Raw genomic sequence first — 16,048 nt, forward strand, 5'->3', positions numbered from 1 at the left:
AAGATTTCCTCAATAATTTGAGCGTTTGGAAGCGGAACTTGAATACAAAAAAAGCCCCTTGTCGATTTGAACAAGGGGCAGTAATTAGGTTGGGCTTTATGCGTTACAGAATAGTGTCAAGTTCCCATGCCGAAATATGGTCAATACCTTCATTTGTCGGAAGCTTGAAGTCATCCAAACTGACCACATACTTCTTGAAGTTATCTTCTATCGACAAAAGAGAGCGGTACTCTCGCTCTATTGTCTCTTGCTCCGTTAGTTGTAGCGTGACTTGGAAATATAACCTCTTGCTACCTTTGATAGCGACAAAGTCTACCTCAGCCTCTTTATTCGTGCCTACATAGATTTGATATCCAGTCCGTCTAAGGCTTAAATAGACAGCATTCTCCAATAAGTACCCCATTCCATAGCCAAATCCAGAATAGAGGTAATTGTGGTAGCACAAATCATTCAGATAGTACTTGTTATTAGCCGAAATTGTCTCCTTGCCCTTGATATTATATCTCTCTACCTTATGCACGAGGAAAGTACTCTCGAGATGGGAGATATAGTTGGAGAGCGTCTCGTAGTTGGTTTTCCTATTTCGAGACTTAAAGAAGTTGACGATGTTGGCGATGGAGATAATGTTGGAGGCGTTATTGACTAGATACACAAAGAGATCATCTAGGAGCTTCACATCCTTTACTTTATACCTAGCGACAATGTCACGAAGCATAACAGTGTCCTTGATTGAAGAGACGTAGTTTTGCTTCATCTCATCATTGGGGAGGTTGAAAAGCTCTGGTAGGGCTCCAGTTTGAAGGAAGTCTATATAACTCTCTCTATTAGGCTCTTTCTGAGTGATACCACAGAACTCTGAAAAACTAAAGGGGAGTATTTCAAACGCTACATATCTTCCCGATAGTAGCGTTGCAAGTTCACCAGATAGCAGACTAGAGTTGGAGCCACTGATAAATATCTCACAAGGCTCAGCAAAGTCTTGGGAGTGTGAGTTGACAAATCGTTCCCACTCTTCAATGCCCTGTATCTCATCGATGAAAAGGAATACTTTCCCTTGCGGGTTGAGGTCTTTCTTGTATTGCTGAAATAGGTTCTCGAGGTCTTGATAGTCAAGAATGTCTGAAAACTCCAGGTATTCCTTGTTGATGTAAAGAATGTTATTGGGACAAGTGCCGTTGGCAATTAGCTGTGAGGCTATTTGCCTTAGGATGTAGCTCTTTCCAGCACGTCTCTGACCTACCAATACTTTGATCAGTTTGTTGTCAATGTATTGCCCTATCTTATCTGTGTAGAATGTGCGTGGATACCCTAAGTCTATAGGGTTCTCATCCCAAAAGTTGTATTTCCTTATTGGCGTGAGCATTATCAGGTGTATTTGAAATTTCTCTGCAAATATAGGGATTTTCAAGCACAGTTGAAATTTTTGCTGTGGATATCATAGTTTCAAGTCTGCTTGAAATTTCAAGTTCTGTTATAACTGATCGAACTTATTCATTGCGTTAGCCTTTATATCATCAGCAATATCGATGTATGGTTTCATCGCTTTATAGTCGCTATGACCAGTCCACTTCATTACTACATTAGCGGGTATTCCCAAAGAGAGTGCATTACAAATGAAAGTTCGCCTTCCTGCATGAGTACTCAGTAGTGCATACTTTGGAGTCACTTCATCAATTCTTTTGTTGCCTATATAGTAGGTTTCTCTTATTGGTTCATCAATCCCTGCCAGTTCCGCCAGCTCTTTCAAGTAATCATTCATTCGTTGATTGCTGATTACTGGTAAAGCCTTGTCTTTCTCAAAAACCACATTCTCATACTTTTCAAGAATTGATCTGCTGTGTTTGTTCAGTTCTATGATTAGGCTATCAGCTGTTTTGACTGTAGTAATCTCAATATGATCCTCTTTGATGTCGCTCCTTCTGAGATTAAAAACATCAGAATAGCGGAGACCTGTAAAGCAACAAAAAAGGAAAACATCTCGTACTCGCTCTAAGTACTGTTTGCTTTCAGGTATCTCACACTCCCTTAGACGTGTCAGTTCATCCCATGTGAGGAAGATTACTTTCTTCTGGGTGCTTTTTAGTTTTGGCTTAAATGTTTCATAAGCAGTAAGAGTCGTATAGCCTTTGCCAAAACTCCATCTTAAAAACCACTTGAGGAATGAAAGTTGATTCTCTATAGTGCTATTCCTCATCTTTCTCTTATCTCGAAGAAAAAGGACGTACTTATTCAACCCGACTTCGTCAAATAGCTCAAAGGATACAGAGGGATTAAACTCTAGAAGATGGTTCTTCACAGCTGCAAACTTCTCATAGGTAGAGTGCGTCCAGCTATTTTGTACACCTCTTTCACTGACAAACTCATCAAATGCCTGCATAAAGCATATTCCCTCAGGTTGCTCTTCATTTCTCAACCTTGAATTGAATATATCTTTGATTTGTTCAGGGGTTGGAATTAGCTCCTTAATTTCAAACTCCTTGAATATCTTCTGCATTTCAGATCCATATCTCTGCAGGTCTGCATTGATCTCAGTAGCTGATTGCTTGAGCTTATTGGTGCATCCTCTTTTCACCTGCTGAAGATCACTATCCCACTTTGAAGCATCAATTCGGTATCCAGTCGCAATCTCAATGCGCTTACTGTTATAAATCACACGCATTCTGATGGGCACATTCTCTGTAATGAGTACTCCATCTTTCTTGCGTCTCTCCAGTGCGAAAATAATGTTCCTCTTAATATTCATAGTTCATACGCGGATTAAATCTACACCCAAATTTACACCCAATTTTCGACATATGGAAAGAGGTCGTATGATATTCTGTTTAAGTAGCGATTTTATATTCTGCTGAAATACAGCGAATTGATATTGCGTGATATTCTGCGATTTTCAAGGTTTTGGAGCCCCCGCTTCCGCTTTAAGTACTCTGGCAGAGACTAGCCAACCAGTACAACAAAACAGTAAGTGTCTTAATTCTCAGCGAGTTAAGACACTTTTCTTTTGGTGCTAAGCCCTCCCTCAGAGCACCTCCAGAGACGGTCGAAACTCCCAAAATACTCTATTTGGGCTACAATCTGGCTACAGAAAAACGAGCAATATGAAAATTGTAGCCAAGAGTACTTACAGAGTACGTATAGAGTACTCGCATTTTGCTGTTGTTCAGAATATTATGTAGAACTTTGTAGCGTGGCTACAGAGGAAGTAGTTGTCAAAAATATCCATTTGAGTCTGGCTACAATTTGGACTGCAAGAATGGTTTTTGGCTACAATTTTCTTCTAGCCTAGCTACCTTAAACAACAAAATGTATGAAGACAATTTTCAGAACTGCTTTTTACCTCAGAAGCAACTACGTAAACAAAGAGGGTAACACCTCTGTTATGGCTAGGATTTACCTCAATAGTGAGCGTTTATCCATTGGCTCTACTGGCATCTCCGTTAATGCAAAGTTGTGGGATAAGGAGAAAGAACGCCTGAAAGGGCGAAGCACAGAAGCTCTTAGCACCAATCTACAGCTAGACAACATCCAGAATGGTCTACTGAATATCTTTAGACGCTTAGAGTTCTCTGACGAACTTTCGTTAGAGAGAATCAAGTCGGAGTATCTCGGTAAGAAAGAGGACGTTGAGACCTTTATGACTCTCTTTGAAAAGTACAATAATGATGTACGTCAGCAGGTGGGCTACACTAAAACTCCTGCGACTCTTCAAAAGTATGAAGTCTGTCGCAAGCACTTTCAAGCCTTTCTAAAAACCAAGTATAGAAGGTCAGACCTCAAAATCGCTGAATTGACTGTCCTTGTCATCCACGATTTTGAACTTTATCTTAGGACAGCAGGAAAGCAAAAGCAGAATACTGCTAATAAGACACTCAAGACACTGAAAACAATAGTCCTATTTGGCAAGAGCATTGGTGTAATCAATCATGATCCATTCAGGAACCACCAATTTACCTCTACTCCAGTAGATAGAGGATTCCTTTCGGAGGAAGAGGTGATGGATATAGCGACTAAAGACTTAAGTGATATACCACGCTTGGAATTGGTGAGAGATATATTTGTGTTTTCTTGCTTCACTGGACTTGCCTATATTGATGTTGCCAACCTCAAGCCTGAGCACATCGTCACCTTAGACGGTAAGGAGTGGATTATGACACGAAGGCAGAAAACGAAAGTGGAGTCAAATGTCTTGTTATTGGAAGTTCCCAAAAGTATCATTGCCAAATATGAGGGACAAACAGCAAGAGAGGACATGCTCTTCCCTATCCTTAGCAATCAGAAGATGAATTCGTATTTGAAGGAGATTGCTGATATTTCTGGTATCAAGAAGAATTTGACCTTTCACTTAGCTCGACATACCTTTGCTACTCTCTGTCTCAGTAAGGGTGTTCCTATGGAGAGTGTCTCTAAAATGCTAGGGCATACCAATATCCGAACAACGCAAATCTATGCCCGTATCACTAATAAGAAGATTGAACATGACATGGAGCAGTTTGCTGACAAGCTAGGCAAGTTCAATACGGCTATGGGTATCGGGGAGAATAGCTGCCAATAAGTGCAACCATTAAAACCAAATAAGAAGATGAATACAACGAATAAGAAAGAACTATCCTACTTCCGCTTAAAGCTGGAGAGCTACCTTAGTGAGCATTTCCCTGAAAAGGTGGAAGACAACTCCTTTATCAAGGCACGAGCTGATGAAGCTCTTACTACCTACTGTGATGCTGTGGAAGAAGGATTCTCATATCCCGAAGCAGAGAGTATGGCAAGTGAAGTGCTATATCGTGACCTGCATTTCTCCAAATACGACACGCTTGTGTCCGTCTTGGAGAATGAGTTTGAAAAAGAACTCCCCTCCCCACTCCCCGAACGACTCTCTCAGATACTTCTCGGGAACAAGGCGATACAAAACCTATTTGACAAGTATCACCTTACGGATGAATTTGTTGCAACACCTGAGTATGATACGCTCTACACAGAATTGACAGGAACAGTTGTACTTCTTATCGAAGCTAATCAACTTCCCACGGTAGGCGATGTGAGTGCATTAGAGTAGACAATGTAGATTATCCCTATCTCGCGAGCCTTTTGAGCTTCAAGAGCCAAGATAGTCTCTCTGCTCCATACGTCAAGAGTATATTCTATCTCTTGTCTTTATGTCGCATAGTCTCTTGGCTCTGCTCTTGAAAACTCTAAAAGACTCCGAATATGAATAGATCTGTCATGAACAAAGACCTGCACAGTCCAGCCTTCATACGGGCAAGTGTTTCTGCGAATAAAGAGGAACCTTTACAAGTTGCGTCCAAAACAACTTCGAGCAACGGTATCAAATGGTCTCGCATCATCCGACTTACCTTACTTATGGGTATCCTATTGGGTGGAGTGTACTTACTCTCTAAGTTAGTCACAGCACAGGTCGTAACAGCTCTATTGATACTGATTGGTTTTGTGGTACTACGATTCATCGTTCGTACCGTTCTGCAAATCACATTTACGCTTCTACGCTACCTCTTTTGGATTGTTGTACTAGCCGTAATACTGCTTTGCGTGCTATGACATAGCACCTCTATCACTTCTGAGAAACAACTCTTTGGGTGACTGGCTCTCTTGCGAGGCTGGTCACCCTTTTTGCTTCTTGTGTTTAGGCATTGCACTTCTGCTTTTCAGTCATAGCTCCCCAGTTATGCAGGGGTCAAATCGGGCGCTGATTCTTTTTCATCGCAAAGGTAGTACGGGGCTTAAAGACTTTCCCAAGGTCAGGCCATTCGGTTTGTCTGGAAAATCTCCACACCTATGCTGTTTGCTTCGGGTAGTATTTTCCGCCAAAACCTTGTGTAAGTCTCGCCCCGCTACCTTGTTTTTGCTTGAAAAAAGGAATCAGCATACTCCGATCTTTGAACGCATAAAAAAAAGGTCTCTTATGAATAAGCAGAAAGTAAACATGACATCATCAATGAAAGAAAAAGGATATAGCTCCTCCTCTCATTACCGCATAAGTTCTGAGTTTGAACAAAGTGAGCAGGCGTTGGCTACCAAGTTCGTCCATTGGGACGTACCCCCATTGGAAAGCCTTTGTGACAGCTCTGTATATCTCTTGAGAGCAAAGCTTAATCGTGGCGAGCGAATGAGCCGTGAGGATAAGGATTGGCTCTGTGAAGCGGTGAATAACAATACCTACTTCCGCTCTGCCGTACCGCTACAAGGATGGCGATTTGACTTCATCGATGTATTGAAGAAGTACCTCGTCAATCAATATGGACAGTGGACAGAGTATTATGCTCCCGACCGCACCAGCCTACGCAACTACCTCTGTGGACCTATCAACCAAATCGTAGAGATACCCAAGCAGTAACAGCACTAATACCGATAAGACAATGAAAGGAACAGAACAATTTACCCGAACGATAGCCGAATACCTTAATGGACGTGCGATGACAGACCCTTTGTTTGCACCCAATCTACAGAAGCCCCATAAGAACATAGAGGAGTGCATTCTCTACATCTTGGGTGAGGTGCAAAGAAGTGGTTGTAATGGCTTTGCTGATGAGGAGATATACTCAATGGCAGTTCACTACTATGATGAAGATGATATAGAGGTGGACAAAGTATCTGGTTGCAATGTTGTGGTCAATCACGTTGTAGAGCTCTCCGAAGAAGAGAAAAAGCAAGCACGGCAGGAAGCTATCAAGCAATACCAACAAGAGGAACTTGTCAAATTGCAGAAGCGAAATGAGAGACCCAAGAGAACTGAAAGAACCGAGACAACATCTTCTACACAAACCCAACCCACACTATTTGACACCCTTGCCCTATGAAACCTAGAAACAAGTTTGAGAAAGCCGTAATGGCACTGAGTACGAGACTATGCCCAATAACAAAAGCACAGCGTCAATGGGCATTCCGTGAGTGCATAGACCACTTTGCCTTCCGCTTACCTAAAGGTCGTACGACTTGTATGGATTGTGGTCATAGTTGGACTTTAGAGCAGCCTATAGATACTTGCACTTGCCCTCAATGTAGGGCAAGGCTGCAAGTCAAGACAACAAGAATGCGGAAGCTACAACAGAAGCAGTACTTCACGCTACTAACCACTTGTGGCGAGTATCAAGTGTTGCGAATGTTTCTCCTTGTTGTAGGTATGGAGATAGGTTGCAGAGCAAATACCTCGGTCATTGAGATTGGGCATTATTGGTGGAACGATGCAGGGAGACAAGCACTAGTAGCCATACAGCGGACTTTTGGACATTACATTGATAGCTTCTCTTTTTACTCTCCGATGGCTATCCGTAACGATAGCGAAGCTTACCGATATGTAGCCTATTCGCAGATATATCCGCAGCTAAAGGTTACGAATACGCTTTATAGGAATGGCTTCAACGGAGAGTTTCACGGCATAGCACCTACTCAACTCATCCCAGCTCTACTTACTGATAGTCGTGCAGAAACAATGATGAAAGCAGGACGACACAAGGATTTAAGACACCTCCTATCAAGGGGCAAAGGACTTGACAACTATTGGAACTCATACAAGCTGACACTTCGTCACCACTACATAATAAGCGACATTGCCTTATGGTGTGACTATGTAGATATGCTCAAACGATTGGGTAAGGACATCCACAATCCGAAATACATCTGCCCCTCCGACCTCAGAGGAGAGCATAACAAACGAGAAGCGGAGCTGCGCAGACAGCGTGAGCGGGAGGCGATGGAGCGAAAACGGGAAAAGGCAATGGAAGATGAAAAGCGTTTCAAAGAACTTAAATCCAAGTTTTTCGGTATCCATTTCACGGACGGCACAATCCAAGTCCACGTATTGGAGAGCGTGCAGGAACATTTGGAAGAAGGTGTATCAATGCACCATTGCGTATTCTCTAACGAGTACTATCTCAAAGAAGACTCGCTTATCCTATCGGCTACCATTGAAGGCAAGCGAATAGAGACTATTGAAGTATCATTACGAACTTTGGAAGTGGTGCAAAGTCGTGGAAAATGCAACAAGAATACGGAATATCACGAGCAGATAGTAAACCTTGTGAATGCCAATCGAGGTCTTATAAGTCGAAGAATGAAAGCGACAGCATAAAGTATGAACCATTAAATTATTAGAAATATGAAAACTGAGATTGAAAATATTATCTACAACTTGGCAGATGAGATACCGCATATTCTCATTAGGGTTATCAACGCAATAACCCTATCTGACAACAAAGAGGAGTTAGTAAGGACGGGACGGATAACCGCTCAAGACAAACAGATAGAGTAATGCAGCTGGCAGATTTGCCGACTGCTCCTTTCTTTCGTGAGCTCTGGGCAGAAAAAAAAAGGAGCAAAGAAACCCCGATAAAAAGCACCTCGTTACTTTTGACAGTGAGTTGAGACGGCTCAAAAGTAACAAAAAGCCATTACCAAATACTCATATTCCTTTTAATCACTAAAAGGAAGTCTTTGGTAAAATTCCAGCCAGTGTCCGTCAGGGTCTTCAAAAGTCAGCAACTTTCCGTAGGATTCTGTTCTTATTTCTCCAATCGTCTTTACTCCTTTGTTCTTCAATTCCTCATATACAAGTTCTATGTTGTCGGTTTCAAACATAATCCTTGTTTTGCTGGCAATCACATCACCTTTATGTGCTGGTCTTTGAAGAATGGCGAATGAAGTTTCACCTAAATCAAACTCTATCCAATCTCCATCTGTTAGTTTAACCTCAAAGCCCATGTCCTTATAAAATTGCTTTGACTTTTGCAAATCACTTACATAAATCCAACAGGCGTATATCTTCCTCGGTTTCATTCTTTTGATATTATTGATATTTGATTTTGAGCAGACCGAAAAACGGGGTTATTTCTTGAACCTCCACAAGTTTCAAACAAACTTTCTGCAATGTCGTTTTCAAATCTTCGATAGAGTGGAACCAATATTCGGGAGGAGTGTTCTCTTTCATGTCCTGCCAAGTATAGATATGTCCCTCTTGCAGATATGGTTTGATATGATTTTCATACACTTCTTTCGGGGTAGTATGTTCCAACAGATAGCGATAGACTTCATTAAACTTTTCGGGAGATGCGTCTGGATTGAACAAGATGATTTCATCTGCCATTATCATTTCGCCATCTGTTTTCAGCACCTGCTTCACAGCTTCAAACAGTCTTTCCTGCTCATTCCATTCCACTTGATGCAGAACAAGCGAGGAAATGATTAAATCCACACTTTCTGCCGACAGTTCTAAATTTTGAATGCTACCACACTGAAACGAAACATTATCATAGCGTTTATAAGCATCCTTTGCCTGTGCAATATTCTCTTGGCTCGTATCTATTCCGAGAGCGGATAGAAAATGAGGAACGAACAGATCCAGGGATTTTCCCCAACCACACCCCAAATCCAACACTTTATCTCCATTCTTGACACTCGCAAATTCAAACATCCGTTCGCTCAATGCTTGTGTGGACTCAAAAGTATCTCTACCGTCAGGACTAATTGTTCTGTTGATATATACGGATAAGTTCCTCTCCCAATTCTTTTCCATATGAAATGATTTATTATCTCACGAAACCATTTTTGTGGGTTTCCTCACAATTCATAGAATTGTTATTATATAACTCTGCAAAGTTACTCATTTATAGCGGAAAAGGCGAATAAAACGGCAAGCAATCGCCCCACACCCACATTGTAGGCAAGCAAGGTCAGCAGCAGCGCATCCTTGCCAAATCCCTTGAAGTGTTCAAAGCATTTCCAAAGGTCGGTACGGAGCAGGGAGTCCGCCTGTCGTTCTGTCATATCTGCCGTAAAATGCTCTCCCCGCCCCGTTGCAGCTGATGCCCATATCCAACATACGGATAATTCTGCCAGCCGTGCATGCCCTCAAAGTATTTCACAACAACTACCGTACGCTCAAAAGGTGGCAAGTCTGCCAACCGCACCCTGCGCTGAGCAAGGGTCGGCTGACAGAACAGGCAGAATACACAAAGTAAAATGAAAGAATTTATCGTTCGAATTTATTCCGTTCTTAAGGGCGAGAAGATCCCGGCTTATCAATGTCATCTTCCCGCTCATTGTTGAAGTTGAAAGTCCGTTGCTGGACTTGTCCGAAGTTGTCCTCCACGTAGATATCAATCGTTTGGCGGTCAGTAGAGCGTGAAGTGTAATAGAGCCGGAAGGCATCTCTCGTGAGCGGGTAGCGATCATTCGGTTTGAATACAGTGCCATCATCCATCTTCAAGCAGCCCTTGCCATCCGGCTGGAAGTAACGGATCGTGTATTGCGTATTGGCAAAGCGACCACTTCTTTTGAGGCTACAGCGTATTTCAGCCGTTTCCCCCTTAGCTATGGAGGTCTGCACTGGCATCACTTCAAGCGAGAAGTCGTAAGCCTGCTGCACATCCAGCTCACGAGTACAAGCAGATAGACAAAAGAGGACGAGGGCAATCCCTCCCACAGCCCATATCGTATTCACTAGGAACTTTTTCATTGTTGTTGGTAGTTAGATATTGAACTTGAGTCCTGCTGAGATAGCAGGACGAAAACGATGCATGTCAGAGCCGAAGAGCAGTCGCCCTTGAGCTTTGAGGACGAAGAGGATATTGTCCGTAAGGAATAGTTCCACCGAGGTATGCAAGGAACCGCCATAGACGAAGCGTGAGCGGTCGAGAAGTGTAGCCCCATCGGGCAGCAACTTCTTATCCTCGTTCAGCTCTTCATAACCGCAGAGAGCGGATAGCCCCAGGTAGCCAAAGACATTCTTCCCCCGATCCGAGAGTATCGGGTGCATATAGCCGAAATGCAGTAGCACATCACGCAGTGGAACATTGTAAGAGCGATAAGTCAACCCTTGCTGCTCATATTCCGCCAAGAGAAAAGCGTAGTTTGCCCGCTTGAAGTAGTGTGCGAATGCAAGACCTACCCCAAAGCTCTCCTTTGCGAATAGTCTCTCCCCCTTGATAATCGGCATAGAGCCGACCAGCTCAACGCTATTTTGCCTAGGGATTAGTCGCTGTGCGTACGATGGTGTAACAGCAACCATAGCCACCATCACGCACACCATCATAGATAACCATCTCTTCATCACCACTTCAGTTTAAGGTTATCAATCTTCTTAGTGAGCAAAAGGTCTTCAGGCTCCACATAGAAAGTGAGCGTGCGACTACCATTTCGCTCGTAGAGGGTCACTTCCAGCTGCTTATCCTCCGATAGTGTGAACTGCTCCAAAGCAAAGACTATTCTCTCAGAGCGTCCCGCCCCAATCCACATCACTTGATGAAAGGCACGTAGTGGTTGTAGTATTCGCTCTTGTATAGCTGTATGCTTTGCCACCTTCTTGTCCACCACCTTGAACGTGATGAAGTCCACCGCATACGGCATATTAGACTCATTATCCATACGGACGTGGAAGTAAAGCAACCCATTGTGGGCATATAATCCACGAAGTAAGAAGCGCATCCCGAATTGCTTTGCCCCAACATGCTTGATGGTTCGCTTATCATTTTGGTAGATGCTCTTCATAATCAGCTTAACCAATATGGGCGATTCACTTCCCAGCTCTTTGAAGTATATGTCCGCACGATTGCTCGGCAGTCTTCCCTCCGTAGGAGATAGAAAGTCCTTCATCTCTATGCTGAGCTTCTCTGGTTCATCCGCATACTTCACATGTAGGCTCGGCAATGGGCGCCTTGCCACCTTTCGGTGGTAGGTTTCCCATGGCCTGCCCCCGAACCGTACGTGCAAGTCTCCCTGCATACGGCTCTCCACTGGTAATATCAGTTTATTTGTCATGGGCATGAATTTTTGCATTACAATGTTTGCATACAGCCAATGTCTTACGCCACTTCTTAATCATCAGTCGGTGCCATTCAGTATCGGTATTTATACCTCTGAGCTTACGGACTTGATACATTATGGTCTTGACATTAGTTGCTCCACACAATTCACATTTGCGCTCCATAAGTCTCTCCGCAAGAGTAGGGAAAGGAAGTACAAATGTGTTAGGTAGATTATCGCAGGTTGCGTCTTTGTCCGGCTCTTGCCTCGCAAAGCCATCATTATAGAATATTCGGAACTTGGTTTCTCCTTTCTTTGCTTGATAGGGTATCGCCAAGTCATGGTCTCTTCTGTACTTTCGTATAACCTTGGCAGTTGATGAATTTAGTTTCTTTGCCAAAGTTTTGCAGAAACTATATCGCATTATGTAACCGAATTTACTTCCTGCATAAGAGATGTTGTCCGCAATCCTATAATATTGGTACAAACCTCTGATTTCAGTTGTATAGCGTGCGCAGATTGTGGCAGGGTCTTCTTTGGTCAGGTAATTGCGTGGCATGGCATACCAAATTTCCTTTCCATTGATTACCCTAAGTTCCATTGCTTTCAGTTCCAATAATTTCTTTTGGACTGTGGCAATAGGCAGAGTCAGCATTATGCGTCCGCTGAACGGTCTCTTCAACCATCCCAGCTTATTTCGCTTCATGGCCTCGGATTTTCTGATAGAGATTTCATACCCAAGAAACTTTGCAGAATCCTGTGCATTAGTGATTAAGGTCTTTTCTTCGGATAATTCAAGTTTTAGCTTGTCTCTCATGAAGTTTGTAAAGTCCTCTTTCATTCTTGCGCAATCTGCTTTACTACCAATTACACCGATTAGAAAGTCATCGGCATATCTGATATATTTAAGTCTCTTGTAGTTACTATCCATTGCCATAGATGCCGGCACTCTCCGTGTCTTTGCTTCCATCTCTTTCAGTTGTGTCAGCAATTCACGTTTCGTGTCTTCATCAGTGGCGTTTCGGATAGCCTTGCGTAATCTTACAGCCTTTCGACTATAACTTGCGTGGAGTGGGTTTTCCCGCCTTTTCTTACCCTTGTCAAAAGATTCCGCATATTCACGCATGTATTTGTCGAACTTATCAAGGTATATATTAGCCAAGATAGGACTTATTATCCCTCCTTGAGGAGTTCCCGAATACGTCTTGTGAAATGTAAAATCTTCGATATAGCCTGCCTTTAGGAATTTCCATATCAGTCGAAGAAATCTTTCATCTGATATGCGCTCACGAAGAGTTTCAATCAGGATATGGTGGTCAATATTGTCGAAGAATCCTTTGATGTCACCTTCGATAAACCAATTCGCACCAGTGAAAAGAGTTTGGATGGAACGCAAAGCCGTATGACAGCTTCTTCTTGGTCTGAATCCATGCGAGGTGTTCTCAAAATGCCCCTCATAGACAGCTTCAAGAATAAGTCTAACGACCTCTTGCACCATCTTGTCTTCAATTGATGGGATGCCCAATGGTCTTTTCTTCCCATTCTTTTTAGGTATATAGACTCTTCGGGCAGGCGTTGGCATGTAACTTTCATCCTTTAGCGCAGCTATCAGATGTCCTATTCTATCAACACTCATTCCGTCAATGGTTTTGCCGTCTGAACCAGGTGTCATGTTGCCCGGTTTCGCATAAATGCGCTGGTAGGCTACATAAAACATCTGTTCATTGAATAGGATGCGGTACAACCTTTCGTACTTGTAATGCACATCTTTGCTATGTGCAGATAAACTGTTTAATATGGTCTCTGGATTTCTCATACGTCTCACACGTTATCGTTTGACAATATTAAAATTACCGAGCTGTTCCCCTTTGCCATGTACGTGGCTTTCCCACGCTCAGACTACTACGGGAACTCCGTTGCCATGCGGAGTTTTCAGAGCCTATGCTCATAGCCTTTCGGCATCTCCGTGTAGGCAATCCCCATTTAGTGGCCTTGATAACTTGGCTTGACCGACTGTCGGATGCAACGTACATCCTTTTCCGTTCTCTGACGGATATGTCGCAGTAAATTCCTTGCCCATCACTCCATTCAATAAGCGTGGGTACTGCGAGGCAACGTATGTAACTGCTTTCCGTTGCCACCTCTACATTAGTCATAGGACTATTGTTCAACCAATCAGGCTTCATCCTTGTGTCTGTCTTTTCCCATAGCAATTCAGTCGCAGTTTAGCAATTAACTGACTTATCGCGTTACCGACATGCTTCACTCCCCGTTTGGTTTCCCATTCGGATAAGTCGGTATGGGATAGGTTTATAAATTGGAATACTAACCTAATCACTTGCCAAAGTGATAATTATCAAGCCCCTATTATGGGCGCACTGTATGCGTAGAATGAGCCATCCTCACAGATGACACTCATATTGGTCTCAGTCTCAAACTCTCGGACGGCAGCCTTTACACGCAGCACATTCTCCGCATCGTCAGCTTTCCCAGCAATAATGTTTTGCGACCCGAGGTCTACATAGCGTATAGCTGCAGGAAAGATGAGATGCACCGTCTTTTCAAACGTAACCTCCAGCCCGTAGGGCAATACGATCCGTCCATTCGGTATCGATCGGCTCATCCCTTGGTAAAGGTCTCCGCTACTCAGTAGTTGGTTGTTTCCCTCTACTTGTTGTGCCATAGCGGGGAGCGTTATCGTAGCACAAACTACGATCGATAAAATCCATTTCTTCATAAGTATATCAGTTGTTATTGTTAGAGTTCTAAAAGATTACTTCGTCTGTACAAGGAATAGTCTATATCCCCCTTTGAGCGTCACCTTAATCGTGCGGAGCTTCTTCTGTAGTAGTTGTCCAGCTCCCTGCATCACCCCTCTAGTCACCTCGGAGATGATTTGGTCTTTAGCCGATGAGGAAAAGGTGAAAGAGGTTCCCATCGATCCCCCGACATTTGCCCCCATCTCCTTGAGCGCCGACACCTCTTCAGAGCCAGGAATATAGACTCCCATCTGTCCGTCTGTATCATAGGCAGATAGTTTGACCGGCAGAATGCGACCATTGACCTCTATGCTCTTAATCAGTAGTTGCATTCGGTTGCCATCTATCTTAGCTTGTGCCATCAAGATACTATGCTTCGGGATTGAAGTTTGCTGCACGCGAGCCGTCTCCAGCAGACGAAGAGCAACGTAGTCGCCCTCTTTGAGGGTCGTTGTTTTGTCCACCACTACGCAAAGGGTATTGCGCTCGCCAGAGAGTGCGGAGCTATTAGAGAGCGAATGAAAGCTCATGTTCCGCTCCTTGGCTCCGTACATCTCCATAAACTTCTTGTCACTCATTGGCTGGTCCAGTGCTGAGACCAACGGCTTGTGGTCAGCTATTATCTCCATGGGAGCCTCGTCCTTGGTAGCTCCATCGCTAGGCGGAGATACCATCTGAGACTGCTCTCCCATAGGCATAGCACCATGGGCAGGAGAGGCACCAGCTGCGGGCAAGTACTTAGCCGCCATTTGGTAGCTCTTCTCCATAAGAGCTAGTTGCTTAGCTTCCTCATCATCGTCTTGTTGGCTAAGCTCGTGCAGTTCACGTCTGAGGTCATCAATCTCCTGTTGCATAGCTTCTCGCTCCTCCTCATAAGGGTCAGAGCCGTAGAAGTCCGCTAGCAGACGGTTGTTCTCCTCGTAGCGTTGCATCGAAGACTCAATCTTATCGCCAACGACCGCCTCCTGCGGGTCACTCTCAGACGAGGTTCCCTCCTGCTGAAAGTACTCCGCCAGTCTCCCCACCTCCTCACGAGCTTGCTCCTCTTGAGTGGTATGGTCAACTAGTTCATAGGCTTTGAGTTTATTCTCCGTTAGCTTTTCGGTCGTAGCTTGTGGTATGTTGTCATTCAACCCCTCACCAGCGTCCGGTTGTTCCTTTGTGGCGGGTGCAAATATAAACCACATAGCAAGGGCAAAGATAATCCCTAGCCCTGCGAAGACTAACACCTTCTTCAATTGTTCTTTCTGTTTATGCTCCATAGTTACTAATCACTAAATGTTCCATTCTCTTGATGTAGGTTGTATCCCTCTGTATCGGGCTGTCCACCAGCTCTCCCATAGGGATAGGTGGCATCTCCTCACGGTGCGGGAGGAAGAACTGTGCCACCATCCAGATTGAGCAGACTAGGTAGACGAAACTCAGTCCGTAGACAATAATCTGTCGCTGTCTGTTCGTTAGCATATTGCATCGCTCTCTTAGCCGTACCTGCCCTCTTAAATAGCTTCTTCTGAGGGTAGGTCTACTTCTTCGCTTCATAG

17 protein-coding genes and 3 pseudogenes are annotated in these 16,048 nt (G+C 43.8%); 7 read left to right on the forward strand and 13 right to left on the reverse strand.

Features of this window, described 5'->3' with window-relative positions:
• Positions 1-103 precede the first annotated feature (103 nt).
• The gene (locus ACLWMH_RS07945) at positions 104-1,363 is read right to left on the reverse strand and encodes an ATP-binding protein (RefSeq protein WP_411916151.1); all 1,260 of its coding nucleotides are present in this window, start codon (positions 1,361-1,363) and stop codon (positions 104-106) included.
• A gap of 108 nt (positions 1,364-1,471) precedes the next feature.
• Positions 1,472-2,743, reverse strand: coding sequence for a site-specific integrase (locus ACLWMH_RS07950; RefSeq protein ID WP_027451225.1), 1,272 nt, complete (start codon positions 2,741-2,743; stop codon positions 1,472-1,474).
• 561 nt (positions 2,744-3,304) lie between these two features.
• Here ACLWMH_RS07950 and ACLWMH_RS07955 point away from each other — a divergent pair.
• From ACLWMH_RS07955 to ACLWMH_RS07985, 7 genes are all read left to right on the forward strand, one after another.
• Positions 3,305-4,549 (forward strand): site-specific integrase, encoded by a 1,245-nt coding sequence (locus ACLWMH_RS07955; RefSeq protein WP_411916152.1) that lies wholly within the window; start codon positions 3,305-3,307, stop codon positions 4,547-4,549.
• 27 nt (positions 4,550-4,576) lie between these two features.
• Positions 4,577-5,050, forward strand: a complete 474-nt coding sequence (locus tag ACLWMH_RS07960; protein WP_411916153.1) for a DUF1896 domain-containing protein — start codon at positions 4,577-4,579, stop codon at positions 5,048-5,050.
• Positions 5,051-5,202: 152 nt separating this feature from the next.
• Entirely contained in the window at positions 5,203-5,550 is a 348-nt protein-coding gene (locus ACLWMH_RS07965; protein WP_411916154.1) for a hypothetical protein, read from the forward strand.
• Positions 5,551-5,677: 127 nt separating this feature from the next.
• Complete coding sequence (locus ACLWMH_RS07970; RefSeq protein WP_411916155.1) at positions 5,678-6,346, forward strand: hypothetical protein; 669 nt, start codon at positions 5,678-5,680, stop codon at positions 6,344-6,346.
• Between the two features lie 22 nt (positions 6,347-6,368).
• Positions 6,369-6,809 (forward strand): PcfK-like family protein, encoded by a 441-nt coding sequence (locus ACLWMH_RS07975; protein ID WP_411916156.1) that lies wholly within the window; start codon positions 6,369-6,371, stop codon positions 6,807-6,809.
• Positions 6,806-8,080: a PcfJ domain-containing protein gene (locus tag ACLWMH_RS07980; protein ID WP_411916157.1), complete on the forward strand. Its 1,275-nt coding sequence runs from the start codon at positions 6,806-6,808 to the stop codon at positions 8,078-8,080. Before ACLWMH_RS07975 ends, ACLWMH_RS07980 begins: the two co-directional genes overlap by 4 nt.
• 27 nt (positions 8,081-8,107) lie before the next feature.
• Positions 8,108-8,260: a hypothetical protein gene (locus ACLWMH_RS07985; RefSeq protein WP_411916258.1), complete on the forward strand. Its 153-nt coding sequence runs from the start codon at positions 8,108-8,110 to the stop codon at positions 8,258-8,260.
• 161 nt (positions 8,261-8,421) lie between these two features.
• Here ACLWMH_RS07985 and ACLWMH_RS07990 read toward each other — a convergent pair whose 3' ends face one another.
• From ACLWMH_RS07990 to ACLWMH_RS08040, 11 genes and pseudogenes are all read right to left on the reverse strand, one after another.
• Positions 8,422-8,784 (reverse strand): VOC family protein, encoded by a 363-nt coding sequence (locus tag ACLWMH_RS07990; RefSeq protein WP_411916158.1) that lies wholly within the window; start codon positions 8,782-8,784, stop codon positions 8,422-8,424.
• A 10-nt stretch (positions 8,785-8,794) separates the two neighbouring features.
• A complete protein-coding gene (locus tag ACLWMH_RS07995) occupies positions 8,795-9,520 on the reverse strand; it encodes a class I SAM-dependent methyltransferase (protein ID WP_411916159.1) in 726 nt (241 codons plus the stop codon).
• Positions 9,521-9,639: 119 nt separating this feature from the next.
• Positions 9,640-9,989: pseudogene (locus tag ACLWMH_RS08000) on the reverse strand (lysozyme family protein); the annotation flags it as partial.
• Between the two features lie 11 nt (positions 9,990-10,000).
• Positions 10,001-10,462 (reverse strand): DUF3872 domain-containing protein, encoded by a 462-nt coding sequence (locus ACLWMH_RS08005; RefSeq protein ID WP_411916160.1) that lies wholly within the window; start codon positions 10,460-10,462, stop codon positions 10,001-10,003.
• A 12-nt stretch (positions 10,463-10,474) separates the two neighbouring features.
• The gene (locus tag ACLWMH_RS08010; RefSeq protein ID WP_411916161.1) at positions 10,475-11,056 is read right to left on the reverse strand and encodes a conjugal transfer protein TraO; all 582 of its coding nucleotides are present in this window, start codon (positions 11,054-11,056) and stop codon (positions 10,475-10,477) included.
• A pseudogene (traN, locus tag ACLWMH_RS08015) lies at positions 11,056-11,646 on the reverse strand (conjugative transposon protein TraN); the annotation flags it as partial. The gene ACLWMH_RS08010 and the pseudogene traN, both read right to left, overlap by 1 nt.
• Before the next feature lie 106 nt (positions 11,647-11,752).
• The gene (locus tag ACLWMH_RS08020; protein WP_070463969.1) at positions 11,753-13,564 is read right to left on the reverse strand and encodes a reverse transcriptase/maturase family protein; all 1,812 of its coding nucleotides are present in this window, start codon (positions 13,562-13,564) and stop codon (positions 11,753-11,755) included.
• A 34-nt stretch (positions 13,565-13,598) separates the two neighbouring features.
• Positions 13,599-13,934, reverse strand: coding sequence for a hypothetical protein (locus ACLWMH_RS08025; protein WP_411916162.1), 336 nt, complete (start codon positions 13,932-13,934; stop codon positions 13,599-13,601).
• Between the two features lie 191 nt (positions 13,935-14,125).
• Positions 14,126-14,431 (reverse strand): annotated as a pseudogene (locus ACLWMH_RS08030) (DUF4138 domain-containing protein); the annotation flags it as partial.
• A gap of 90 nt (positions 14,432-14,521) precedes the next feature.
• Positions 14,522-15,769 carry a conjugative transposon protein TraM gene (traM, locus tag ACLWMH_RS08035; protein ID WP_411916163.1) on the reverse strand — a complete coding sequence of 416 codons (1,248 nt, stop codon included), beginning with the start codon at positions 15,767-15,769 and terminating at the stop codon, positions 14,522-14,524.
• Positions 15,759-16,046 carry a hypothetical protein gene (locus ACLWMH_RS08040; protein ID WP_026215573.1) on the reverse strand — a complete coding sequence of 96 codons (288 nt, stop codon included), beginning with the start codon at positions 16,044-16,046 and terminating at the stop codon, positions 15,759-15,761. Before ACLWMH_RS08040 ends, traM begins: the two co-directional genes overlap by 11 nt.
• Between the last annotated feature and the right edge of the window lie 2 nt (positions 16,047-16,048).

Origin of the sequence: Porphyromonas miyakawae (assembly GCF_045865415.1) — a bacterium.
GTDB lineage: Bacteria > Bacteroidota > Bacteroidia > Bacteroidales > Porphyromonadaceae > Porphyromonas > Porphyromonas miyakawae.